Below are 22,186 nucleotides of genomic sequence, written 5' to 3' on the forward strand. Positions count from 1 at the left end.
GGGGCGGGGGGGGGGGGGGGGGGGGGGGGGGGGGGGGGGGGGGGGGGGGGGGGGGGGGGGGGGGGCCGGGGGGGCCCCCCCCCCCCCGCGCCCTCGTACCGCCCACCCGCCGTGTGCGCCGCAGCCCCTTTCCCGCCCCGTGAGAGGTCCGGACGTGAATCTCCCCGACGACGAACCGGCGCCGCGCCCCGACGGCGGGGCCGGCGGACGCTACGGCGAGGCGGTGTTCCGGCCGGATCTGCCGGGCGAGGACGACCGCATCGACCTCGGTGCGCTCGCCTACGACGACTTCACCCTGGCCCGGCTGCGCGCGCTGGGAGTCGGGCCGGGCTGGCGCTGCCTCGACGTGGGCGCGGGAACGGGCACGGTCGCCCGGCTCCTCCTGGACCGGGCCGGGGTCCGCGAGGTCGTGGCCGTCGATCGGGACACCTCCTTCCTCGCGGCGCACCCGGCGCCCGGGCTCACCCCGCTGGAGGCGGACATCACGGCCCTGGACTTCGGTCCGGGGCGGTTCCAGCTGGTGCACGCCCGGTTCGTGCTGATGCACCTGCGGAACTGGCCGCGGATGATCGGCAAGCTCGCCTCCCTGGTCGCCCCGGGCGGTGTCCTGGTCCTCGGCGACGCCGTCGACCTGACCACCCCCGCGGCGCCGACGACCACGTACGGCCGGGTGATGCGGGCCATGTGGCAGGGGCTGGGCGACAGCCTGGGCACCGATGTCTCCTGGGTGCCGGAGTATCCCGCGCACCTGCGGGAGGCCGGTCTGCTGTCCGTGGGGGCCGAGATCCTCGTACCGCCGCTGCTGCCCGGCAGCCCCATCAGCCGGTTCTGGGCCGGTACCTGGGAGCGCGCCCGGGTGCCGATGACGGGCACCGGGCTGGTCGACGACGCGACGATCGACGCCGCGATCCGGTACCTGGACTCGCCGGACTGCGCCGCGCTCTCCCCCGGCCTGCTCACCGCCTGGGGCGTGAAGGCCCCGGAATGAGGCCGGGCCCGGCGACCGGGCCCACCGGGCCGGGCACCCCGCCCGACCCTCGCCCTCGGTCAGTGCTTGCGCAGCCGGGAGTGGTAGTCCTCGGGCGGCAGGAACTTCGACCACCGCTCGGGGAACTCCGACGGCATCCCGTCGTCCTCGTCGTCCTCCGACTCCCCCTCCGCCATCGCCCGCCAGGCGGCGGCCCGCGCGATCAGCTGGGCGGCCTCCGCCTCCCGGGCCCGCTCGTTCGCCTCGCGCGCCGCGGCCGTGGCCACCGACGGCCAGACGCGGTCGATCGCCGCGTTGACGGCGGCCCCGACCAGCACCGCGAAGGCCGAGATGCCGATCCACAGCAGTACGGCCACGGGCGCGGCCAATGATCCGTAGATCGTCGGGCCCTCCACCGTGTTGGTGAGGTAGATCCGCAGGAGGAACGAGCCCAGCACCCACATGGCGAGGGCCACCAGCGCCCCGGGCACGTCCTCGATCCACGGCGAGCGCACGGGCACGGACACGTGGTAGAGCGTCGTGAGGAAGGCGATGGACAGCAGGGTCACGGTCGGCCAGTACAGGACCGCGATCACTTCGGTGCCCCAGGGCACCAGCCGGACGACCGCGTCGGGCCCCACCACCATCAGCGGCAGCACGATCGCACCGATCAGCAGCGCGATGATGTAGAGCAGGAAGGCCAGCAGACGGGTCTTGACGATGCCGCGGTGGCCGTCGAGCCCGTACATCACGGTGATGGTGTCGATGAAGACGTTGACGGCGCGCGATCCCGACCACAGGGCGAAGGCGAAACCGAGCGAGATCAGGTCGGGGCGACCACTGCGGGTGACGTCGTCCAGGAGGGGTCTGGCGATGTCGTTGACGCCCCGGTCGGACAGGACCGTGCCGACCGCCGCCAGGATGTTCTCCTCGATGCTTCCGACCGTGCGGGTGTCCGTCCAGCCGTCCACGTAGCCGAGCAGACCCAGCAGGCCGAGGAAGAGCGGGGGCAGCGAGAGCAGCGTGAAGAACGCCGCCTCGGCCGCGAGCCCGAGGATCCGGTACTCGATGCACGAGTTGACGGTGTCCTTCAGCAGCAGCCAGCCCATTTTCCGCATCGAGACGTTGCGGTAGAGGGCACGGGCCCGGTGGAGCCGTCCTGGGGTCCGCTCGGGTGTTTCTTTTGCTGGCTGCACGTCCTTACGGTATCCGCATGGCAGCCACCACCCACACAGTCAGCAACCAGGCCCCGCCCCTGGTGGGGTACGACGTCTACGGCGGCGATCGGGCCCTCACCGAGGGCGTCGAGCGTCACCTCGCGGCCGCGGATCCCGAACTCCTCGGCGAGGTACGGCAGGAGCTCACCGACCTCGGGCGCGCGGCGGGCTCCGCGCAGGCCCAGGAATGGGGTGTGCAGTCGAACGAGAATCCGCCCACGTTGCGGACGCACGACCGCTACGGGAACCGGATCGACGAGGTCGATTTCCACCCGTCCTGGCACCGGCTGCTGGGGCACGCGGTGACCTCCGGGCTGACGGACGCCTGGGGGCGCCCGGCCGGGCATCTGCGCCGGGCCGCCGGGTTCTTCATCTGGTCGCAGGCCGAGGCGGGGCACGGCTGCCCCGTTTCCATGACCCATGCGGCCGTGCCGGCGCTGCGCACCGATCCGGTGCTCGCCGCCGAATGGGAGCCGCGGCTGACCTCGCACGTGTACGAGCAGGGGCTGCGGCCGGCCGCCGATAAGGGCGGTGTGCTCTTCGGCATGGGGATGACGGAGAAGCAGGGCGGCAGCGACGTACGGGCGAACACGACGGCCGCGGTGCCGCTGGACACGTCCGGCGAGTACCTGCTGACCGGGCACAAGTGGTTCTGCTCGGCGCCGATGTGCGACGGCTTCCTGGTGCTGGCGCAGGCTCCGGGCGGGCTGACGTGCTTCCTGGTGCCGCGGGTGCTGCCGGACGGTACGCGCAACGTCTTCGCGATCCAGCGGCTGAAGGACAAGCTGGGCAACAAGTCGAACGCGTCGAGCGAGGTGGAGTTCGACGGGACCTGGGCGCGCCGGGTCGGTGAGGAGGGCCGCGGGGTGCGGACGATCATCGAGATGGTCGCGGCGACCCGGCTGGACTGTGTCATCGGCTCGGCCTCGCTGATGCGGCAGGCCCTGACGCAGGCGGTGCACCACGCGGAGCACCGCTCCGCTTTCGGAGCACCGCTCATCGACCAGCCGTTGATGCGCAACGTGCTCGCCGACCTCGCCCTGGAGTCGGAGGCCGCCACCACCTTGACCCTGCGCCTGGCGGCCGCCAACGACGCCGGGACCGAGCAGGAGAAGGCCTTCCTGCGCCTCGCCGTGCCCGCCGCCAAGTACTGGGTGACCAAGCGCTGTACGCCGATGGTGGCGGAGGCCCTGGAGTGTCTGGGGGGCAACGGCTACGTAGAGGAGTCGGGCCTGCCGAGACTGCTGCGCGAGTCCCCGCTGAACTCCATCTGGGAGGGCTCCGGCAACGTGCAGGCGCTGGACGTACTGCGCGCCCTGCAGCGTGAGCCGCAGGCGCTGAACGCCTTCCTCCAGGAGGTCGGTCAGGCCCGGGGCGCGGACCATCGGCTGGATGCGGCCATCAAGGACCTGCTGACGGATCTCGCCGATCTGGAGGGCATCGAGGCGCGGGCCCGCCGGGTGGTGGAGCGCATGGCGCTGGTGCTCCAGGGATCGCTGCTGGTGCGGTGGGCCCCGCCGGAGGTGGCGGACGCCTTCTGCGCCTCGCGGCTGGGCGGTGACTGGGGCACGGCCTTCGGCACGCTGCCGCACAGCCTGGATCTGCGCGCGGTGGTGGAACGGGCGCGGATCACGGTCTAGGAGAGAGCCCCCGTCGGGCTCCACGGCGGTCCCCAAACCGCTCCCAGCCGGGATCCGGGCCCATCACCGGTTCAGGGGTGGCGCCGCGCCGACTCGGCGCCACCCCTGATCCGAAGCCCCGAGGAGGAGCCGGCACGCCGCTCTGCGGCGTCCGGACAGTTTCGGTCGCCCGACCGGGACTTGGCGAGAGTTGCATACCGTTGCAACCTTTGAGTCGGCAGCCGTCCGTCGGGGTGCCTGGGGAAGCGCCACGCGCGCGCGGACCTCCCGGGCGGCTCGCGTCGTACGTCCTGTTCGCACGGGGAGGTTCCGGTGGCCGACACCACAGGCAGCACGGTCGATGTGGCACGCATCTCGGCCATGGACGCGCGGGCGGCGGCGCGTCTGCTCAAGGGCGTACGGGCGGCGGCGTTGGCCGGGGACCGCCCGCCGGCCGCGCCCCGGCCGGAGATCGCGGAGTCCTGGCGCCGGATGCTGGCCGGCGGGGTGCACCCCGACCGGGACGCGCGCTCGCGGATGCTGTCGGCCGCCGAGACGGAGGAGCGGCGGCACGTGTCGCCGCTGCGGGAGATCCTGCCGGTACTGCGCGAAGGGCTGCTGCCCGCCCTGGACGAGGCCCTGCACATCATGGTCGTCGCGGACGCCGACGGGCGGCTGCTGTGGCGGGAGGGCCACTCCTCCATCCTGCGCAAGGCGGACCGGCTCGGCTTCGCCGTCGGGGCCGACTGGGACGAGGCCGTCGTCGGCACGAACGGCGTGGGCACCGCCCTGGTGGCCGGGCGCCCGGTGCAGGTGTTCTCGGCCGAGCACTTCGTCTCCAGCCATCACGACTGGACCTGCGCCGGGGCGCCCGTACGGGACCCCCGCGACGGGCGGCTGCTGGGCGTGGTGGACGTCAGCGGGCCGCTGGCCACCATGCACCCGGCGACGCTGGCGTGGGTGACCTCGGTGGCGCGGCTCGCGGAGCGGGAGCTCCGGCTGCGGCACCTGGAGTCGCTGGAGCGGCTGCGTACGGTCGCGGCCCCGCTGCTGGCCCGGCTGCCGGGGCAGGCGCTGGCCGTGGACCCGAACGGCTGGACGGCGGCGGTGACGGGCCTGGCTCCCGAGGAGCGGATCCCGCTGCCGAAGGCCTTCGGGCCGGGCCGGGCGTGGGTGCCGCGGCTCGGGGAGTGCGTGGTGGAGCCGCTGCCCGGCGGCTGGCTGCTGCGGGTCGACCGGGGCGGTCGCGACACGGCGGCGGCGACGCGGATCGTTCTGGACCTCAGCCGGGCGGGGTGCTGGTCGGCGACGGTGTACGGCCCCTCCGGGAGCTGGTCGCAGGAGCTGAGCCCGCGCCACGCGGAGCTGCTGTTCCTGCTGGCGGAGAGCCCGCGGGGGCGCTCGGCGGCGGAGCTGGCCGGGGAGCTGTTCGGGGACCCTACGCGCACGGTGACGGTCCGCGCGGAGCTGTCCCGCGTACGCCGCCACCTCGCGGGCGTCCTCACCCACCGGCCGTACCGGTTCGCGCAGGACGTGGAGGTGGAGCTGATCCGCCCCGAGGACCCGGCCGCGTTGCTCCCGCACTCCACCGCGCCCGCGGTGGTCCGGGCCCGCCTGGGCCGGACGGGGCCCGGCATGATTCCCTGAGCTGCATGAGCACCATCACTCTCACCACCTGGTCGTTGGAGATGACCTCTCCCGCGGACCTCGTCCCGGCGGCTCCGGCGGGCCCGGAGATATCCATCGCGCGGGCGGAGGTCCCCTCCCCCGAGTTCAGCCGCTTCCTGTACGCGTCGGTGGGCGGCGACATCCACTGGACGGACCGGCTGGCGCTGACCCGCGCACAGTGGGTGGAGCAGTTGTCCCGGCCGGGCGTGGAGACCTGGGTGGCGTACGACCGGGGCACGCCGGCCGGGTACGTGGAGCTCGACCCGCAGGACGACGGCGTGGTGGAGATCATGTACTTCGGTCTCCTCCCCGACTTCCGCGGCCGCCGCATCGGCGGGCACCTGCTGTCGGTGGGCATCGCGCGGGCGTGGTCCCTGGCGGAGCGCTGGCCGGAGCTGGAGCCGACCCGGCGGGTGTGGGTGCACACCTGCAGCCAGGACGGGCCGACGGCGATGAGCAACTACCAGCGGCGCGGTTTCACGATCTTCAAGACGGAGACGGAAGAGAAGGAAGAGACCCCGACTCCCGGCCCGTGGCCGGGCGCGTAGCGCATCGCGCCCGACTCCGCGCGTCGAGCGCAGCGAGCCCGGCTCCGCAGGGATCCGGGGCTCCGTCCCGGACCTCGCGCTTCGAACACCGGGGAGGCCGCAATGCCCACGCTCCCCGGTGTTCGACACGTGACCCCCGTCACGTCGTCCCATATTTCGAGACGAGTTCGTCCGAATCATGGACAGTAGTGGACTCCTCCAATCGGCACATGACACGCTTCCGCCATGAATGGAGCTGGAATTGCCTTGGTGAGTCGGCGGCACGTCGACCTCGGCCGCATGTCCAGCGCCATCTGTCCGGCCCGCTGACGGAACCAGCCACGCCGCACATCGCCGTCGTCCCCGCCGCCGCGGACGCGCCGATCACCCGCTAGCCCCCTGAGGTCGTAGTACCGCCCTGCCCGCCGGCAACCCCGGCGCGGAGCGGGAATCAGCCACACCCGCTCGGAGTCGCCGAGCCCGCAGGGGAGCGCCGCCGCCTCCCCCTGCCCTTGCCTCGAGCCGCCGAAGAAGGACGTACCGCCATGGCCGCCACCCCCGAAACGCCCGCAGCCGCACCCGCAGCCGCCGCGCGCCGCAAGACCGGCCGTCACCGCGGCGAGGGCCAGTGGGCCGTCGGACACCACACGCCCCTCAACGGCAACGAGCAGTTCAAGAAGGACGACGACGGTCTCAACGTGCGGACACGCATCGAGACGATCTACTCCAAGCGCGGCTTCGACTCGATCGACCCCAACGACCTGCGTGGCCGTATGCGCTGGTGGGGCCTGTACACCCAGCGCAAGCCCGGAATCGACGGCGGCAAGACCGCGATCCTGGAGCCGGAGGAGCTGGACGACGAGTACTTCATGCTGCGCGTCCGCATCGACGGCGGCCGGCTGACCACCGAGCAGCTCCGCGTGATCGGCGAGATCTCGGAGGAGTTCGCGCGCGGCACCGCCGACCTCACCGACCGCCAGAACGTGCAGTACCACTGGATCCGGATCGAGGACGTCCCGGAGATCTGGCGGCGACTGGAAGCCGTCGGCCTCTCGACCACCGAGGCCTGCGGTGACACGCCCCGCGTCATCCTCGGTTCGCCCGTCGCCGGCATCGCCCAGGACGAGATCATCGACGGCACCCCCGCCATCGACGAGATCTACCGCCGCATCGTCGGCAACAAGGACTTCTCCAACCTGCCCCGCAAGTTCAAGTCCGCGATCTCCGGCTCGCCGCTGCTCGACGTGGCGCACGAGATCAACGACATCGCGTTCGTGGGCGTGAACCACCCCGAGCACGGTCCCGGCTTCGACGTCTGGGTCGGCGGCGGTCTGTCCACCAACCCCAAGCTGGGCGTGCGCCTGGGCACCTGGGTCTCGCTCGACGAGGTCCCGGACGTCTACGAGGGCGTCATCTCGATCTTCCGCGACTACGGCTACCGCCGGCTGCGCAACCGCGCCCGCCTGAAGTTCCTCGTCGCCGACTGGGGCCCGGCGAAGTTCCGCCAGGTCCTGGAGGACGAGTACCTGAAGCGCAAGCTGACCGACGGTCCGGCGCCCGCGCAGCCGAGCGGCCAGTGGCGCGATCACGTCGGTGTCCACCAGCAGCGGGACGGCAAGTTCTACGTCGGCTTCGCGCCCCGCGTGGGCCGCGTGGACGGCGCCACCCTGACCAAGATCGCGGACGTGGCCGCGCAGCACGGCTCCGGCCGGCTGCGCACCACCGCCGAGCAGAAGATGATCGTGCTCGACATCGAGGCCGACCGGGTCGACTCGGTGGTGGAGGCGCTGGAGGCGCTGGACCTGCGGGTCAAGCCGTCCCCGTTCCGCCGCGGCACGATGGCCTGCACCGGCATCGAGTTCTGCAAGCTGGCCATCGTCGAGACCAAGGCGCGCGGCGCCTCGCTGATCGACGAGCTGGAGCGCCGCCTGCCGGACTTCGCCGAGCCGATCACCATCAACATCAACGGCTGCCCGAACGCCTGCGCCCGTATCCAGGTGGCGGACATCGGTCTCAAGGGACAGCTGGTCCTGGACGACGACGGCAACCAGGTGGAGGGCTACCAGGTCCACCTGGGCGGCGCCCTCGGCCTGGAGGCCGGCTTCGGCCGCAAGGTCCGCGGTCTCAAGGTCACCTCGGCGGGTCTGCCCGACTACGTCGAGCGGGTCGTCAAGCACTACGAGGAGCAGCGCGAGGAGGGCGAGCGCTTCGCGGCGTGGGTCGCCCGCGCGGACGAGAAGAGCCTCTCGTGAGCGAGCGCGCCGCACCGTTCTACTGCCCGTACTGCGGCGACGAGGACCTGTTTCCCAACGAGACGGGTCACGGCGCGTGGGAATGCAGGGCCTGCAACCGAGCCTTCCAGCTGAAGTACCTCGGGCTGCTGGCCCGGGGCGTTCAGTCGGAAACAGCGGAATCAGCGGGAGGGGACGGGATATGACCACCACTCAAGACGTGCGTCTCACGGCCGGGGAGCTCAAGGCGCTGGCCGAGCAGGCGGGCCGGGACCTGGAGGACGCCTCGGCGTCGGACATCCTGCGCTGGGCGGTCGACACCTTCGGCACGGCGTTCGCCGTGACCTCCTCCATGGAGGACGCGGTCGTCGCCCACCTGGCCTCGCGGGTCCTCCCCGGTGTGGACGTGGTCTTCCTCGACACGGGCTACCACTTCGAGGAGACCATCGGCACCCGTGACGCGGTCGAGGCCGTGATGGACGTCAACGTCATCACGCTGACCCCGCGTCAGAGCGTCGCCGAGCAGGACGCCGAGTACGGGCCGAAGCTGCACGACCGCGACCCCGACCTGTGCTGCGCGCTGCGCAAGGTCAAGCCGCTGGAAGAGGGCCTGACGGCGTACACCGCGTGGGCGACGGGCCTGCGCCGCGACGAGTCCCCGACCCGGGCGAACACCCCGGTGGTCGGCTGGGACGAGAAGCGGCAGAAGGTCAAGGTCTCCCCGATCGCCCGCTGGACCCAGGACGACGTGGAGGCGTACGTCGCCGAGCACGGCGTACTCACCAACCCGCTGCTGATGGACGGTTACGCCTCCGTCGGTTGCGCCCCGTGCACCCGGCGCGTCGCCGAGGGCGAGGACGCGCGGGCCGGCCGGTGGGCCGGGTCGGGCAAGACCGAGTGCGGACTGCACGGCTGATGACGACGACCGGCGAAGAACTTACGGAGACAGAGCAGATGAGCGTGAGCGACCAGGGCGCCACCGTGTGGCTGACCGGGCTGCCGAGCGCGGGCAAGACCACCATCGCCTACGCGCTGGCCGAGCGGCTGCGCGGCGAGGGCCACCGGGTGGAGGTGCTCGACGGGGACGAGATCCGCGAGTTCCTCTCCGCGGGCCTGGGCTTCACCCGCGAGGACCGCCACACCAACGTGCAGCGCATCGGCTTCGTCGCCGAGCTCCTCGCGAGCAACGGGGTCAAGGCGCTGGTGCCGGTGATCGCACCGTTCGCGGACAGCCGTGAAGCCGTCCGCAAGCGGCACTCCGCCGAGGGCACCTCGTACCTGGAGGTCCACGTGGCCACCCCGGTCGAGGTCTGCTCGGAACGTGACGTCAAGGGCCTGTACGCCAAGCAGGCGGCGGGCGAGATCTCCGGTCTGACCGGGGTCGACGACCCGTACGAGGCGCCGGAGTCCCCGGACCTCCGTATCGAGTCGCACACGCAGACCGTGTCGGAGTCGGCTTCGGCCCTGCACGCGCTGCTCACCGAGAGGGGTCTGGCATGACGACGACCGTCGCACACGTCCACGACGAGACGGACGCGCCCTACGCGCTGTCGCACCTCGACGCCCTCGAGTCCGAGGCCGTGCACATCTTCCGTGAGGTGGCGGGCGAGTTCGAGAAGCCGGTGATCCTGTTCTCCGGCGGCAAGGACTCCATCGTCATGCTGCACCTGGCGCTGAAGGCGTTCGCGCCGGCGCCGGTGCCGTTCACGCTGCTGCACGTCGACACGGGTCACAACTTCCCCGAGGTGCTGGAGTACCGCGACCGTACGGTCGAGAAGCACGGCCTGCGCCTGCACGTGGCGTCCGTCCAGGACTACATCGACGCGGGCAAGCTGCGCGAGCGCCCGGACGGCACCCGCAACCCGCTGCAGACCGTGCCGCTGACGGAGGCGATCCAGCAGCTGAAGTTCGACGCGGTCTTCGGTGGTGGCCGCCGCGACGAGGAGAAGGCCCGCGCCAAGGAGCGGGTGTTCAGCCTGCGCGACGAGTTCTCCCAGTGGGACCCGCGCCGCCAGCGCCCGGAGCTGTGGCAGCTCTACAACGGCCGCCACGCCCCCGGCGAGCACGTGCGGGTCTTCCCGCTCTCGAACTGGACCGAGCTGGACGTCTGGCAGTACATCGCCCGCGAGGGCATCGAGCTGCCGGAGATCTACTTCGCCCACGAGCGCGAGGTGTTCCTGCGCAACGGCATGTGGCTGACGGCCGGCGAATGGGGCGGCCCGAAGGAGAGCGAGACGCCCGAGACGCGGCTCATCCGCTACCGAACCGTCGGTGACATGTCCTGCACCGGCGCCGTCGACTCCGACGCCACCACGCTGGACGCCGTGATCGCCGAGATCGCCGTCTCCCGCCTCACCGAACGGGGCGCGACCCGCGCCGACGACAAGATGTCCGAGGCCGCGATGGAAGACCGCAAGCGCGAAGGGTACTTCTAGACATGACCAGCACCACCGATCAGGTCGCCAACTTGGCCGACCTCGCAGCGACCACCCTGCTGCGCTTCGCGACCGCCGGTTCCGTCGACGACGGCAAGTCCACCCTGGTGGGCCGGCTGCTGCACGACTCCAAGTCGGTCCTGACCGACCAGATGGAGGCCGTCGAGGCCGTCTCGGCCCAGCGCGGCCAGGAGGCCCCCGACCTGGCGCTGCTGACCGACGGCCTGCGGGCCGAGCGCGAGCAGGGCATCACCATCGACGTCGCGTACCGGTACTTCGCCACCGCGCGCCGCCGGTTCATCCTCGCGGACACCCCGGGGCACGTGCAGTACACCCGGAACATGGTCACCGGCGCCTCCACCGCCGACCTGGCCGTGGTCCTGGTCGACGCCCGCAACGGTGTGATCGAGCAGACCCGCCGGCACGCGGCGGTGGCCGCGCTGCTGCGCGTCCCGCACGTGGTCCTGGCCGTGAACAAGATGGACCTGGTGGGCTACCAGGAGTCCGTCTTCGCGGCCATCGCCGAGGAGTTCACCGCGTACGCCTCCGACCTGGGCGTGCCGGAGATCACCGCGATCCCGATCTCGGCCCTGGCCGGCGACAACGTCGTCGACGCCTCCGCCCACATGGACTGGTACGGCGGCCCGACGGTCCTGGAGCACCTGGAGACCGTCCCGGTCAGCCACGACCTGACGGCCTGCCCGGCGCGTTTCCCGGTGCAGTACGTGATCCGCCCGCAGTCCGCCGAGCACCCCGACTACCGCGGCTACGCGGGCCAGATCGCCTCCGGCGTGCTGCGTGTCGGCGAGGCCGTGACCGTCCTGCCGTCCGGCCGGACCTCGGTCATCGAGGGCATCGACGCGCTCGGCGAGAGCGTGGACATCGCCTGGGCCCCGCAGTCGGTGACGCTGCGGCTGAAGGACGACATCGACATCTCGCGCGGCGACCTGATCGCGCCGTCCGCGAGCGCCCCGGCCACCACGCAGGACGTCGAGGCGACGGTCTGCCACGTGGCCGACCAGCCGCTGGCCGTCGGCGCCCGGGTGCTGATCAAGCACACGACGCGCACGGTCAAGGCGATCGTCAAGGAGATCCCCTCGCGGCTGACCCTGGACGACCTGTCCCAGCACCCGAACCCCGGGCAGCTGGTGGCCAACGACATCGGCCGCGTCGTCGTCCGCACCGCCGAGCCCCTCGCGCTCGACGCGTACGCCGACTCACGCCGTACCGGGTCCTTCCTGCTGATCGACCCGGCCGACGGAACCACCCTGGCGGCAGGCATGGCGGGCGAGTCCTTCGCCTCCAAGGCCGAGACGACCGTTCAGGCGGACGAGGAAGGTTGGGACTTCTAGCTCATGCTTCCCGACATCTACTCCACCTTCGCGAAGGAGGGCGGCCGCGTAGGCAGCGGCGCCCTCGGCAGCGGCCAGGGAGGGGTTGCGCGATGTGCGCGATGACGTACGCGCACCGCATGCGCGCCCACACCCCCCACCAGCCGTACCCGCCATCACCACGCAAACGAAGACGCGCGTCATGAGATGACGCCGTCACGAGAGGAAGTCCTCCCGTGCCTGCCACCGCCAGCACCACCCTCCGCCGCGGCATCGTCGTCGCCGCCCTGCCGCTCCTGATCGGTGCGCTCGCTTCCTGCGGCTACGGCTCCGAGGCCGAGAAGGCCGAGCCGAAGGCCGCCGACGCGGCCGACGCGGGCAAGAAGCTCTCCGCCTCCGAGGTCCGCATCGGGTACTTCCCCAACCTGACGCACGCCACCGCGCTGGTCGGCCTCCAGGAAGGCCTGATCGAGAAGGAACTGAACGGCACCAAGATCAAGCCGCAGTCCTTCAACGCCGGCCCGTCCGAGATCGAAGCCCTCAACGGCGGCTCTCTCGACATCGGCTTCATCGGCCCCTCGCCGTCGATCAACGCCTACGTGAAGTCCAAGGGCTCGAACCTGCGCATCATCTCCGGTTCCGCCTCCGGCGGCGTCAAGCTCGTCGTGAACCCGGACAAGATCAAGACCCTGGACGACCTCAAGGGGAAGAAGATCGCCACCCCGCAGAAGGGGAACACGCAGGACGTCGCGTTCCTCAACTGGATCTCCGAGAAGGGCTGGAAGGTCGACCCCGAATCCGGCAAGGGCGACGTCTCCGTCGTCCGTACGGACAACAAGGTGACCCCGGACGCCTTCAAGCAGGGCTCGATCGACGGTGCCTGGGTGCCCGAGCCCACGGCCTCCAAGCTCGTCTCCGACGGCGGCTCCGTCCTGCTCGACGAGACCGCCCTGTGGCCCGACAAGAAGTTCGTGATCACGAACATCATCGTGTCGCAGAAGTTCCTCAAGGAGCACCCGGACGTCGTCGAGGCCGTCCTGCGCGGCACGGTGAAGACCAACGACTGGATCCACGCCAACCAGGACAAGGCGAAGGCCTCCGCCAACGCCAAGCTGGAGGCGGACAGCGGCAAGCCCCTCGACGCCAAGATCATCGACCCGGCGTGGCCCAGCATCGCGATCACCGACGACCCGCTGGCCTCGACGCTGAAGACGCAGTCGGAGTGGGCGGTCAAGGCCAAGCTCATCGAGGAGCCCGACCTGGCCGGGATCTACGACCTCACGCTCCTGAACAAGGTGCTGAAGGCCGAAGGCAAGCCCGAGGTCTCCGACGCCGGTCTCGGCGCCAAGTAATCCCGCAATCCAGCAATCCCAGGAGGTGACGACCATGGCCACCACGCTTGCCAAGGCTGCCGAGGGCTCCGTCGCGGAGCGCACGCACGCCGCCCGCATCGAGCACGTCTCGAAGTCCTTCTCCGGCCCGGCCGGATCGCAGCTCGTCCTGGACGACATCAGCCTCGATGTCGCTCCCGGCGAGTTCGTCACCATCCTGGGTGCCTCGGGGTGTGGAAAGTCCACGCTGCTGAACCTGGTCGCCGGTCTGGACAAGCCGACCGCGGGGTCCATCGAGACCCCCGGCGGCCGGCCGGCCCTGATGTTCCAGGAGCACGCCCTCTTCCCGTGGCTGACCGCGGGCAAGAACATCGAACTCGCCCTGCGCCTGCGCGGGGTGACCAAGACCGAGCGCCGCCCGGAGGCCGAGCGCCTGCTGGACCTGGTCCGCCTCGGCGGCGCGTACGGCAAGCGCGTGCACGAGCTGTCCGGCGGCATGCGCCAGCGTGTGGCCCTGGCCCGGGCGCTCGCCCAGGACAGCCGACTGCTGCTGATGGACGAGCCGTTCGCCGCGCTCGACGCCATCACCCGCGACGTGCTGCACGGCGAACTCACCCGCATCTGGGCGGAATCGAACGCGAGCGGCTCCGCCGCGGGTGGTCTGTCCGTCCTGTTCGTCACCCACAACGTGCGCGAGGCCGTCCGGCTCGCCCAGCGCGTGGTCCTGCTCTCCTCCCGGCCCGGCCGGGTCGCGAAGGAATGGACCGTGGACATCCCGCAGCCGCGCCGCATCGAGGACGCGGACGTCGCGGAACTGTCCCTGGAGATCACTGAACACCTGCGTGGGGAGATCCGCCGCCATGGCCAGCACTGACATCACTTCGAAGGCCACGGGCAAGGCCGACGACCTGGCCGGTCTGGAGGCGGGTCTCGACGCCCTCGACGCGGTCCAGACCCATCGCACCCCGATCCGCGAGATCCTCGTCAAGAAGGTCCTCCCGCCCGTCCTGGCCGTGAGCCTGGTGCTCGTGGTCTGGCAGGTCCTCGTCGCGACGCACGTCACCGAGGAGACCAAACTGCCCGCGCTGTCCGCGGTGTGGGACAGCCTGTCCGACATGTGGCTCAAGGGCACGCTGCTGGAGGTCATCTGGACCAGCGTCTCCCGCGGCCTGCTCGGCTTCCTGCTGGCCCTGGCCATCGGCACGCCGCTCGGACTGCTCGTCGCCCGGGTCAAGTTCGTCCGCGCCGCGATCGGCCCGATCCTCCAAGGCCTGCAGTCGCTGCCGTCGGTGGCCTGGGTGCCGCCGGCCGTCCTCTGGTTCGGCCTCAACGACGCCATGATGTTCACGGTGATCCTGCTGGGCGCCGTCCCGTCCATCGCCAACGGCCTCGTCTCCGGCATCGACCAGATCCCGCCGCTGTACCTGCGCGCCGGCCGCACCCTGGGTGCCACCGGCCTGCGCGGGGCCCGGCACATCGTCATGCCGGCCGCCCTGCCGGGCTACCTGGCGGGCCTGAAGCAGGGCTGGGCCTTCTCCTGGCGCTCCCTGATGGCCGCCGAGATCATCGCCTCCTCCCCCGACCTGGGCCTCGGCCTCGGCCAGCTCCTGGAGAACGGCCGCAACAACATCGACCTGCCCGGCGTGTTCCTCGCGATCATCCTGATCCTGGTGGTCGGCATCGCCATCGACCTGCTGATCTTCAGCCCCGTCGAGCGGTGGGTGCTGCGCAGCCGCGGCCTCCTGGCGAAGAGCTGATCGCCATGTCCCGCGCCCTCCTGGTCATCGCCCACGGCAGCCGTGATCCGCGGCACGCGGCGACCGTGCACGCCCTCACGGGGCGGGTGCGGGCGCTGCGACCGGGGCTGCGCGTGGAGACGGCCTTCCTCGACTTCAACACCCCGACGGTGGGGCAGGCCCTCTCCTCGCTCTACCTGTCCGGCGCGCGGGAGGTCGTGGCGCTCCCGCTGCTGCTGACCCGCGCCTTCCACGCGAAGTCCGACATCCCGGCGGCGCTCGCCGAGTCGACCTCGCGCCTGCCGGGACTGTCGGTGCGGGTGGCGGACGTCCTCGGGCCGTCCCCGCTCCTGCTGACCGCCCTGGAGCGCCGGCTCTCCGAAGCCGGCCTCACCCCGGCGGACCGCGCCACCACCGCCGTGGTGATCGCGTCCGCCGGCTCCACGGACCCGGAGGCGATCGCAGTGATCGCTGAAACCGCGCGGGAGTGGCGGCGCACCGGTTGGTGTGCCGTGCGGCCTGCGTTCGCCTCCGCTGCTCTCCCCCGTACGGAGGACGCCGTACGGGCCCTGCGCGCCGAGGGCTTCGAACGGGTGGCGGTGGCCCCGTACGTCATCGCCCCGGGCCGCCTCCCGGACCGGATCGCGGCCGGCGCCGAGGCCGCGGGCGCGGACGTCGTCGCGGACGTCCTGGGCGCGTCCCCGGAACTGGCACGACTGCTGCTGCGCCGCTTCGACGCGGCCGCGACGACGCCGTCCCGCCGGCCGGCCTTGTCCGCCTGACACCTCCCGCCGGCACGTCGGGCTGGGCTCGCGGACGGCCTCGGCCAGGTCGGACCGTAGGAGGCCCAACAGAGCACCGAGCCGTTGCCGTGTCCCCACTCCCGGCACCGACGCCCCCGGGTCAGTCCCGATGGGCCATGCGGCGCCACCGGCGTCAGGGCAGGTGCCAGATCTGGGTGGTCACCAGGTAGAAGACCAGCACCCAGAAGGCGAGCAGGGCGACGACGATGCCGAGGCCGATGAGGTTGGTCCTGGTCGCCGGTTCGTCCGGCGTCGGGCGCAACCACCTTCTGAGCAGCGGGTTCACGTAGTAGGGCATGGTCACGAAGCTCATGACGAAGCTCGACAGCAGGTTGCCCACGAGCAGTCCGAGCCACAGGGGCATCTTCAGCGGGGACGTGGCGAGCGCGAGCAGGACGACGGTCGGATAGAGGCCGACCCAGACCGCGACGGCGGTCTTGGTGACCGAGGGCGGGGGTCCTTCCCGGCCGTTCTCCTCGAAGGCGAACCAGCTGCCGAAGGAGTTGTCGACGGTGCGCAGGTCGAAATCGAAGTCCTTCCCCTCGGCGAGGACCTTGCGCCGGCGGTCCGACCTCAGCCAGGCGTCGAGATGCTGGGCGTTGTCGAAGCGGTACAAGGTGGTCCACTCGTCCTGGAGGCCGTCGACGGGCGGGAAGAACTCGCTGCCGCGGAAGCCCTCGAACCTGCTCTCCTCCTCGGTCATGCGGCGCTGCCACGCGAGGAAGTCCTCGACGTGCTCCGGGTGCACGCGGTGGGTGATGACGACGGTCACCGAGGCGTCGTGTGCCGGGGCGTGGCCGCTCACGACCTGCTGGGTTCCGGGTCCGTCGAGGTAGCGGTCCCCGACTTCCAGGAGCTGCTGCCGGGTGGAGCTGTTGATCCACGCCTGGAGGTGGGGTACCGAGTCGAAACGGTAGACGATGACCCACTCGGGCTGGAGGGACGTGGGCGGGGCGACCTCGACTCCGAGGTACCCGTCGTAGCCGGAGGCGGCGGCGTTGACGCCCTGCTGCCACTCCTCGTACTCCCGCTCCCGGCCCGGCAGCACCTTCTGCGCGATGATCGCCGTGACCTCGGCGTCCGCTGCGTGGCTGTTCTCGGTGTTCATGTGCTCAGGCCTTCGAGAGCGGCTGCTTCTCGCCGAGCCGGCTGTAGATCCGGTCGGGTGTCAGCGGCAACGACCGGTAGCGGACCCCCGTGGCGTCCTGCAGGGCGTTGGCGAGGGCGGGGGCCACCGGGTTGATGCAGCATTCGGCCATCCCCTTCGAGCGCATCGGCCCGACGGAGTCCGCCGAGTCCACCAGGAGCACCTCGGTGCGCGGGACGTCGGCGTAGGTGGGGATGCGGTAGTTGCGGAGGTTCGGGTTGACCATGACCCCGTTCGCGTCGACCCGGAAGTTCTCGGTCAGCACGAAGCCGATTCCCTGGGCGACGGCGCCCTCCACCTGGCCGCGTACCTGGGCGGGGTTGATCAGGACGCCGGCGTCGACCGCCTGGACGCTGTGCAGGACGCGGATCTCACCGGTCACCCGGTGGACCGCGATCCGGAACCCGTGCGCGTTGGAGACGGCGCTGCGCGGTGATCCGTAGGCCTTGCGGGCGGCGGTGAAACGGATGCCGCGCGATCGTGCCGTCGCGACCAGTTCGGCCAGCGAGACGCGGTGGTCCCCGCAGACGACGCCGTCGTCGTCCATCGAGCACATGACGGGGTGGATGCCCGTCCGGGCGGCGGCGAACTCCACGATGCGGTCGCGCACGGCTCCCGCCGCCCGCAGGACCGCGTTGCCGGACACGAAGAGCCCCGCGCTGGCGAAGGCCCCGGTGTCGAATCCCGTGCGGTCGGTGTCGGACTGCACCAGGCGGATCCTCGACGGGGTGGTGCCCAACTGCTGGGCCGCGATCTGGACATGGGCGGTCGAGGTGCCCTCGCCGAACTCGACCGTGCCGACGGCGACCTCGTACATGAGGTCGTCGCCCAGCGTCACCCAGGCTTCGGAGATGTGCTCGGTCGGCGGCGCGGTCTCGTGCAGGGAAGCCGCGACGCCCGCGCCGACGAGCCAGTCCGGGCCGAGGTGCGGATCCTCGTCCGCCGTCCGGGCCATGGCCCGGTCCACCAGCTCGATGCACCGTGCGAGGCCGTCCTCGGTGAACATCACGTCGTCGGGACCGTCGTGCATGGCCACCAGCGGGTCGCCCGGCCGCACGATGTTGCGGCGGCGCAGTTCGGACGGGTCCATGTGGAGGGCGAGGGCGAGTTCGTGCATGGCCGATTCCACGGCGAAGGCCGGTTGGGTCATCCCGTACCCGCGCAGCGCCCCGCTCGGAACGGTGTTGGTGTAGACGGAGTACGCGTCGTACTTCTTGTTGGGGCAGCGGTAGATCATGACGGCCGCGCCGCCCGCGAACAGGGTCTCCCCGCCGTGGTTCCCGTAGGCGCCCGTGTTGGACACGTTGCGGACCTGGAACGCCGTGAGCGTGCCGTCCGCCTTCGCGCCCAGCTTGACGGTGAGCGTCATCGGGTGCCGCGGCGAGGCCGTGGTGAACTCCTCCTCGCGCGTGTACTCGAAGCACACGGGCCGGCCGGTGTCCAGCGCGCCGAGCGCGGCCAGGTCCTCCGATATGACCTCCTGTTTGCCGCCGAACCCGCCGCCCACGCGCTTGCAGAACACCCGGAGCTGGTCGGGGCGCAGCGCGAACAGGTGGGCGAGCTTGACCTTGGCGATGGAGGGTGACTGCGAGCTGGTGCGGACGTTGAGGCGGCCGTCCTCCATCCAGGCGATCGAGCCATGCGTCTCCAGGTGCGCGTGCTGCACGCGCGGCGAGGAGTACGTGGCTTCGTGGACGACGTCGGCCTCGGCGAACCCCGCGTCGACGTCGCCGATGTGCGAATGGATTTCGAGGAGGATGTTGCGGACGGGGTCACGGACGAAGGGGTCGTCCGCACCGTGGATCTGTGGGGCCCCGTCGGCCATGGCGGCTTCGGGGTCGAACACCGCGGGGAGCACCTCGTACTCGACGGCGACCTTCCGGCAGCCCTCCTCCGCGGCCCCCGGTGTGTCGGCGAGGACCGCGACGACGCGCTGGCCCGCGAAGCGCACCGTGTGGTCGAGGATGTAGGTGTCGTCGGGGTCGACGAGGTGGTCGGTGTGGATCGCCGTGGTGAAGGCCCTGCGCGGTACGTCCTCCCAGGTGTAGACCCGTCGCACGCCGGGGACCGCGAGGGCGGCTGTCTTGTCGACCGAGAGGATCCGGGCGTGGGCGTGCGGCGAGTGCAGCACCTTGAGGTGCAGCATGCCGTCCATCCGGGTGTCCATCGTGAACTCGGCGCGTCCGGTCACCACGTCGTCGGCCGCGGGTGCGCCGACGCTCGTTCCGACCGCCCTCCCGGGCTCCGCGCTCTCCACGCCGACGACGCCCCGTACGGCGTCCTCGATCCCCCGGTATCCGGTGCAGCGGCAGAGGTTGCCCTTCAGGGCCCGGGGCAGGTCGGCCTTCTGGGCCTCGGTGAAGGTCGCCGAGGTCATGATCATCCCTGCGGTGCAGAAGCCGCACTGGAACCCCGGGGCGTCCCGGAACTGCCGCTGCACGGGGTGCAGGCCGCCGGGCGATCCCAGGCCCTCGATGGTGGTCACCTCGTGGCCGTCCGCGCGGAAGGCGGGAGTGATGCAGCTGTGCACGGGAGCGCCGTCCAGCCATACCGTGCAGGCACCGCAGTCTCCGGCGTCACAGCCCTTCTTGACACCGTGGTGGCCGAGCGAGCGGAGGAAGGTGCGCAGGCACTGGCCGGGGGCCGGCTCCTCGTCGAAGGTGTTGCCGTTCACCCGGTACGTCATGACCTACCCCCTGCGGAGAGTTCACGGCGGATCTCCTCGGCGTAGTACCGCGTGAGATGGCGCCGGTGGCCGGGAGTGCCGTTCGGATCGTCGAACCAGACGTCGGCGGGGATGACGTCGATGCTCTGTTGGAGGGTCGGGGCGTCGGGCATGGTGTCGAACACCATGCGCACGGGCCGGGTGGTGCCGGCGGTGACGGTGAGCAGCAGGTCGCTGCGCCCGGGCGTGCGCGTGCCGATGAGGAACACCGTCGAGCGGCCGAGGCGGGTGAGCGTGAACCGGCGGTGCGCGGCGTGTTTGCGCAGGGCGTGCGCGGGGATCTCGACGCGCCGCAGGAGCTCGCCGGGCGTGAGGACGTTCCGGTGGTCGCCGGTCACGAAGTCGAGGGCGTCGACGGTGCGGGTCGTCCCGTCGGGGGCCCACAGTTCGTACCGGGCCTCCAGCGCGACCGTCATCGTGATCATGGGTCCGGCCGGCAGCGACATGCAGATGTTGCCTCCGACGGTCGCCGCGTTCCAGACCTTGAACGAGGAGAGGAACGCCTCGCAGCTCGTCGCGATGAGCGGGGCCGCGGTCCAGTCGGCGGGCGGCTCGAAGGCGTAGAGGTCGCGGACGGTGCAGGTCGCGCCGATCTCCAGGCCCTTGTCCGCCGGCACGAGGGGGGCCCAGCGCAAGGAGGTCAGGTCGACGAGGCGGCGCAGGTCCGGTTGCTCCGCGGAGAACAGCCATGTCCCGCCGGCGAGCCAGGCGTCGCCCTCGCGCCAGTCCGCGCCCGGCCGGTCCGGCGGGCGCCGGACGACTTCGGTGATCGTGTTGAGGTCCACGGGGATCGATCTCCCTCACGACGGCGGTCGTGTCACGGACCGCCCGCCGGCGACCGGTGCGCGCGGGAGCCCGGGGGTGAATCCCGGGTCCGGGCCCGGGTCCGGCCCGGGCGGGAGACGGCCGCTGCGGTCGAAGCACTGCGGCGAGGACCGGCGGACGGAGAGACTCCTCTTCAGCGTATCCCCGGTCACCCCCGCCCCGCCCGCCGTGGCCGCCGTGGCCGCCGAACGGCGACGCGCTCCCGCAGTGGGTAGCGCGGGGCACGGCGTATCCCGGGGCACGGCGGGGGCGCGCCCGGTAGCGGCGCGCCCGGTGGGGAATCGGTCAGAGGCGGGCCGTCGCCTCGTCCGCGAGGGCCGTCAGGTCCTCGATCGACATCGCGCCCGGCGGCAGGCCCTCCCGGGCGAATATGTTCGCCGCGTGCCGCAGGACGTCGTTGACCGGTGTCGGGACCCCGTGCAGCCGGCCCAGCAGGGAGATCTCCCCGTTGAGGTAGTCCGCCTCCACCGAGCCGGTGCCCCGGGCCAGGCTCTGCCAGGAGGAACCGCCCCGCACGCCGGCCGGCTGCTCCACCTTGCCGTCGCGTGCCAACGCCTGCTCGGCGTCCGAGGCGTACGGGACGCCCGCGGCCCGGAAGGCGGCCTTGCCCTCGCGGACGGCCCGCAGCAGCAAGGCCGCCTTCGCCGGGTCCGGTTCGGGACCGGTGGTCGCCTGGATCGCGTTGCCCAGGTTCCCCAGCAGTTTCGCGTACTTCCAACGCATCACGTCCGGGGCCGCCGGCGCCCCGAAGCCGGCCTTGGCGAGGTCCGCCGCGACGGCCCGGGCGAGGTCGTCCGTGCCGCCGGCCGCCCGGCCCACGTGCAGGACGCCGGTCAGCGGCGCGCACAGCGCCGAGACCACGCCCGGCTCCAGGAAGGTGGCGGGCAGCCATACGCACACCCCGTAGACGCGCGCGAAGCGCCGTAGCGCCAGCCGCTCGCTCTCCACCCCGTTCTGCGCGCACAGCACCGGCAGCCGCTGTGCGGCCGTACCGCCACCGGCGACCTCCGCGTCGCCCCACGCGTCGAGCGCGGCGATGGCGTCCTGGGTCTTCACGGACAGCAACAGCACGTCGTCGGGGCGCAGTTCGCCCAGTTCGTCCGGTGCGGTGACCACGGGCAGCCGGTGGACCCGGGTCCCGTCGGCCGTCGTGAGCCGCAGCCCCTCGGCCCGCAGGGCCTGCGCGTGCGCGCCACGGGCGACGAGTACGACCTCGCCGCCCGCCTCCGCGAGCCGTCCGCCGATGGTGGCGCCGACCGCGCCCGCGCCGATGATGATGTAACGCATGCCCCGAGCCTGGCACATCCGGCCGCCCGGGTCGCCGTCGGGGCAAGGCGAACTGCCGTGCGGTCGGGGGCGCGCCCTACGCGAGGCACTTCTGCCGACCGGCGGGATCCGTCCGGACGAGGATCAAGAGGTCCTCGGCGAGTCGCTCCTCGAAGCAGAGCCCCCGGAGTTCCTCGGGCACCTGCTCGGCGAGTTCGAGCAGACGCTCCGTGGTGAAGCCGCACGACGATTCGACCGCGGTCCGGTTGTCGATCGGCACGGCGTGGTACTCGGCGAACTTCTGCCCGTCGAGCGCCGCGCGCAGGGCGTTGACGGGGCGCTCGGAGCCGTCGCCCCC

At 71.8% G+C, this 22,186-nt stretch carries 21 protein-coding genes; 15 read left to right on the top strand and 6 right to left on the bottom strand.

Annotation, left to right across the window (positions count from 1 at the left end; all coding sequences use genetic code 11):
- Nucleotides 1-154 precede the first annotated feature (154 nt).
- The gene (locus ACGFYY_RS38900) at nt 155-988 is read left to right on the top strand and encodes a class I SAM-dependent methyltransferase (RefSeq protein WP_393716944.1); all 834 of its coding nucleotides are present in this window, start codon (nt 155-157) and stop codon (nt 986-988) included.
- Between the two features lie 59 nt (nt 989-1,047).
- On the opposite strand, the gene ACGFYY_RS38905 is transcribed toward ACGFYY_RS38900, so the two are convergent.
- Nucleotides 1,048-2,163: a YihY/virulence factor BrkB family protein gene (locus ACGFYY_RS38905; protein ID WP_365270221.1), complete on the bottom strand. Its 1,116-nt coding sequence runs from the start codon at nt 2,161-2,163 to the stop codon at nt 1,048-1,050.
- Nucleotides 2,164-2,180: 17 nt separating this feature from the next.
- Between ACGFYY_RS38905 and ACGFYY_RS38910 the strand changes: the two genes are divergently transcribed.
- From ACGFYY_RS38910 to ACGFYY_RS38975, 14 genes are all read left to right on the top strand, one after another.
- On the top strand, nt 2,181-3,824 hold the full coding sequence (locus tag ACGFYY_RS38910) for an acyl-CoA dehydrogenase family protein (protein ID WP_393716946.1): 1,644 nt from the start codon (nt 2,181-2,183) through the stop codon (nt 3,822-3,824).
- Between the two features lie 360 nt (nt 3,825-4,184).
- Nucleotides 4,185-5,450, top strand: a complete 1,266-nt coding sequence (locus ACGFYY_RS38915) for a GAF domain-containing protein (protein ID WP_393716978.1) — start codon at nt 4,185-4,187, stop codon at nt 5,448-5,450.
- Nucleotides 5,451-5,455: 5 nt separating this feature from the next.
- Nucleotides 5,456-6,019, top strand: a complete 564-nt coding sequence (locus ACGFYY_RS38920) for a GNAT family N-acetyltransferase (RefSeq protein WP_365270215.1) — start codon at nt 5,456-5,458, stop codon at nt 6,017-6,019.
- Nucleotides 6,020-6,244: 225 nt separating this feature from the next.
- Nucleotides 6,245-6,328 carry a putative leader peptide gene (locus ACGFYY_RS38925; protein ID WP_312847410.1) on the top strand — a complete coding sequence of 28 codons (84 nt, stop codon included), beginning with the start codon at nt 6,245-6,247 and terminating at the stop codon, nt 6,326-6,328.
- Nucleotides 6,329-6,543: 215 nt separating this feature from the next.
- Complete coding sequence (locus tag ACGFYY_RS38930) at nt 6,544-8,250, top strand: nitrite/sulfite reductase (protein WP_365270212.1); 1,707 nt, start codon at nt 6,544-6,546, stop codon at nt 8,248-8,250.
- Nucleotides 8,247-8,435 carry a hypothetical protein gene (locus ACGFYY_RS38935; protein ID WP_365270209.1) on the top strand — a complete coding sequence of 63 codons (189 nt, stop codon included), beginning with the start codon at nt 8,247-8,249 and terminating at the stop codon, nt 8,433-8,435. Before ACGFYY_RS38930 ends, ACGFYY_RS38935 begins: the two co-directional genes overlap by 4 nt.
- Nucleotides 8,432-9,145 carry a phosphoadenylyl-sulfate reductase gene (locus ACGFYY_RS38940; protein WP_365270206.1) on the top strand — a complete coding sequence of 238 codons (714 nt, stop codon included), beginning with the start codon at nt 8,432-8,434 and terminating at the stop codon, nt 9,143-9,145. The genes ACGFYY_RS38935 and ACGFYY_RS38940 overlap by 4 nt, the downstream gene beginning before the upstream one ends.
- Nucleotides 9,146-9,183: 38 nt before the next feature.
- Complete coding sequence (cysC, locus tag ACGFYY_RS38945; RefSeq protein ID WP_393716950.1) at nt 9,184-9,729, top strand: adenylyl-sulfate kinase; 546 nt, start codon at nt 9,184-9,186, stop codon at nt 9,727-9,729.
- On the top strand, nt 9,726-10,664 hold the full coding sequence (gene cysD / locus ACGFYY_RS38950; protein WP_365270200.1) for a sulfate adenylyltransferase subunit CysD: 939 nt from the start codon (nt 9,726-9,728) through the stop codon (nt 10,662-10,664). Before cysC ends, cysD begins: the two co-directional genes overlap by 4 nt.
- A 2-nt stretch (nt 10,665-10,666) precedes the next feature.
- Nucleotides 10,667-12,016: a GTP-binding protein gene (locus tag ACGFYY_RS38955; RefSeq protein WP_365270197.1), complete on the top strand. Its 1,350-nt coding sequence runs from the start codon at nt 10,667-10,669 to the stop codon at nt 12,014-12,016.
- A 215-nt stretch (nt 12,017-12,231) separates the two neighbouring features.
- Entirely contained in the window at nt 12,232-13,347 is a 1,116-nt protein-coding gene (locus ACGFYY_RS38960; RefSeq protein ID WP_393716953.1) for an ABC transporter substrate-binding protein, read from the top strand.
- A gap of 34 nt (nt 13,348-13,381) precedes the next feature.
- Nucleotides 13,382-14,200 carry an ABC transporter ATP-binding protein gene (locus ACGFYY_RS38965; protein ID WP_393716955.1) on the top strand — a complete coding sequence of 273 codons (819 nt, stop codon included), beginning with the start codon at nt 13,382-13,384 and terminating at the stop codon, nt 14,198-14,200.
- Entirely contained in the window at nt 14,187-15,083 is an 897-nt protein-coding gene (locus tag ACGFYY_RS38970; RefSeq protein WP_365270188.1) for an ABC transporter permease, read from the top strand. The genes ACGFYY_RS38965 and ACGFYY_RS38970 overlap by 14 nt, the downstream gene beginning before the upstream one ends.
- Nucleotides 15,084-15,088: 5 nt before the next feature.
- A complete protein-coding gene (locus ACGFYY_RS38975) occupies nt 15,089-15,844 on the top strand; it encodes a sirohydrochlorin chelatase (RefSeq protein WP_393716958.1) in 756 nt (251 codons plus the stop codon).
- A gap of 154 nt (nt 15,845-15,998) precedes the next feature.
- Here ACGFYY_RS38975 and ACGFYY_RS38980 read toward each other — a convergent pair whose 3' ends face one another.
- The 5 genes from ACGFYY_RS38980 to ACGFYY_RS39000 all read right to left on the bottom strand — a co-directional run bounded on the left by ACGFYY_RS38980 (nt 15,999) and on the right by ACGFYY_RS39000 (nt 22,108).
- Nucleotides 15,999-16,973 (bottom strand): antibiotic biosynthesis monooxygenase, encoded by a 975-nt coding sequence (locus tag ACGFYY_RS38980; protein ID WP_365270182.1) that lies wholly within the window; start codon nt 16,971-16,973, stop codon nt 15,999-16,001.
- 4 nt (nt 16,974-16,977) lie between these two features.
- Nucleotides 16,978-19,698 (bottom strand): molybdopterin-dependent oxidoreductase, encoded by a 2,721-nt coding sequence (locus ACGFYY_RS38985; RefSeq protein WP_393716960.1) that lies wholly within the window; start codon nt 19,696-19,698, stop codon nt 16,978-16,980.
- Nucleotides 19,695-20,522, bottom strand: coding sequence for an FAD binding domain-containing protein (locus ACGFYY_RS38990; RefSeq protein ID WP_393716962.1), 828 nt, complete (start codon nt 20,520-20,522; stop codon nt 19,695-19,697). The genes ACGFYY_RS38985 and ACGFYY_RS38990 overlap by 4 nt, the downstream gene beginning before the upstream one ends.
- Before the next feature lie 325 nt (nt 20,523-20,847).
- Nucleotides 20,848-21,849, bottom strand: coding sequence for a 2-dehydropantoate 2-reductase N-terminal domain-containing protein (locus ACGFYY_RS38995; protein WP_365270173.1), 1,002 nt, complete (start codon nt 21,847-21,849; stop codon nt 20,848-20,850).
- A 76-nt stretch (nt 21,850-21,925) separates the two neighbouring features.
- On the bottom strand, nt 21,926-22,108 hold the full coding sequence (locus ACGFYY_RS39000; protein ID WP_393716965.1) for a hypothetical protein: 183 nt from the start codon (nt 22,106-22,108) through the stop codon (nt 21,926-21,928).
- Between the last annotated feature and the right edge of the window lie 78 nt (nt 22,109-22,186).

This window comes from Streptomyces sp. NPDC048331, from assembly GCF_043201215.1.
In the GTDB taxonomy this organism is placed as follows: Bacteria; Actinomycetota; Actinomycetes; order Streptomycetales; family Streptomycetaceae; genus Streptomyces.

Coding starts and splice junctions, on each gene's coding strand:
- ACGFYY_RS38910 (WP_393716946.1), top strand. CDS start 2,181: ATGGCAGCCACCACCCACACAGTCAGCAACCAGGCCCCGCCCCTGGTG.
- ACGFYY_RS38915 (WP_393716978.1), top strand. CDS start 4,185: ATGGACGCGCGGGCGGCGGCGCGTCTGCTCAAGGGCGTACGGGCGGCG.
- ACGFYY_RS38920 (WP_365270215.1), top strand. CDS start 5,456: ATGAGCACCATCACTCTCACCACCTGGTCGTTGGAGATGACCTCTCCC.
- ACGFYY_RS38925 (WP_312847410.1), top strand. CDS start 6,245: ATGAATGGAGCTGGAATTGCCTTGGTGAGTCGGCGGCACGTCGACCTC.
- ACGFYY_RS38930 (WP_365270212.1), top strand. CDS start 6,544: ATGGCCGCCACCCCCGAAACGCCCGCAGCCGCACCCGCAGCCGCCGCG.
- ACGFYY_RS38940 (WP_365270206.1), top strand. CDS start 8,432: ATGACCACCACTCAAGACGTGCGTCTCACGGCCGGGGAGCTCAAGGCG.
- cysC (WP_393716950.1), top strand. CDS start 9,184: ATGAGCGTGAGCGACCAGGGCGCCACCGTGTGGCTGACCGGGCTGCCG.
- cysD (WP_365270200.1), top strand. CDS start 9,726: ATGACGACGACCGTCGCACACGTCCACGACGAGACGGACGCGCCCTAC.
- ACGFYY_RS38955 (WP_365270197.1), top strand. CDS start 10,667: ATGACCAGCACCACCGATCAGGTCGCCAACTTGGCCGACCTCGCAGCG.
- ACGFYY_RS38965 (WP_393716955.1), top strand. CDS start 13,382: ATGGCCACCACGCTTGCCAAGGCTGCCGAGGGCTCCGTCGCGGAGCGC.
- ACGFYY_RS38970 (WP_365270188.1), top strand. CDS start 14,187: ATGGCCAGCACTGACATCACTTCGAAGGCCACGGGCAAGGCCGACGAC.
- ACGFYY_RS38975 (WP_393716958.1), top strand. CDS start 15,089: ATGTCCCGCGCCCTCCTGGTCATCGCCCACGGCAGCCGTGATCCGCGG.
- ACGFYY_RS38980 (WP_365270182.1), bottom strand. CDS start 16,973: ATGAACACCGAGAACAGCCACGCAGCGGACGCCGAGGTCACGGCGATC.
- ACGFYY_RS38985 (WP_393716960.1), bottom strand. CDS start 19,698: ATGACGTACCGGGTGAACGGCAACACCTTCGACGAGGAGCCGGCCCCC.
- ACGFYY_RS38995 (WP_365270173.1), bottom strand. CDS start 21,849: ATGCGTTACATCATCATCGGCGCGGGCGCGGTCGGCGCCACCATCGGC.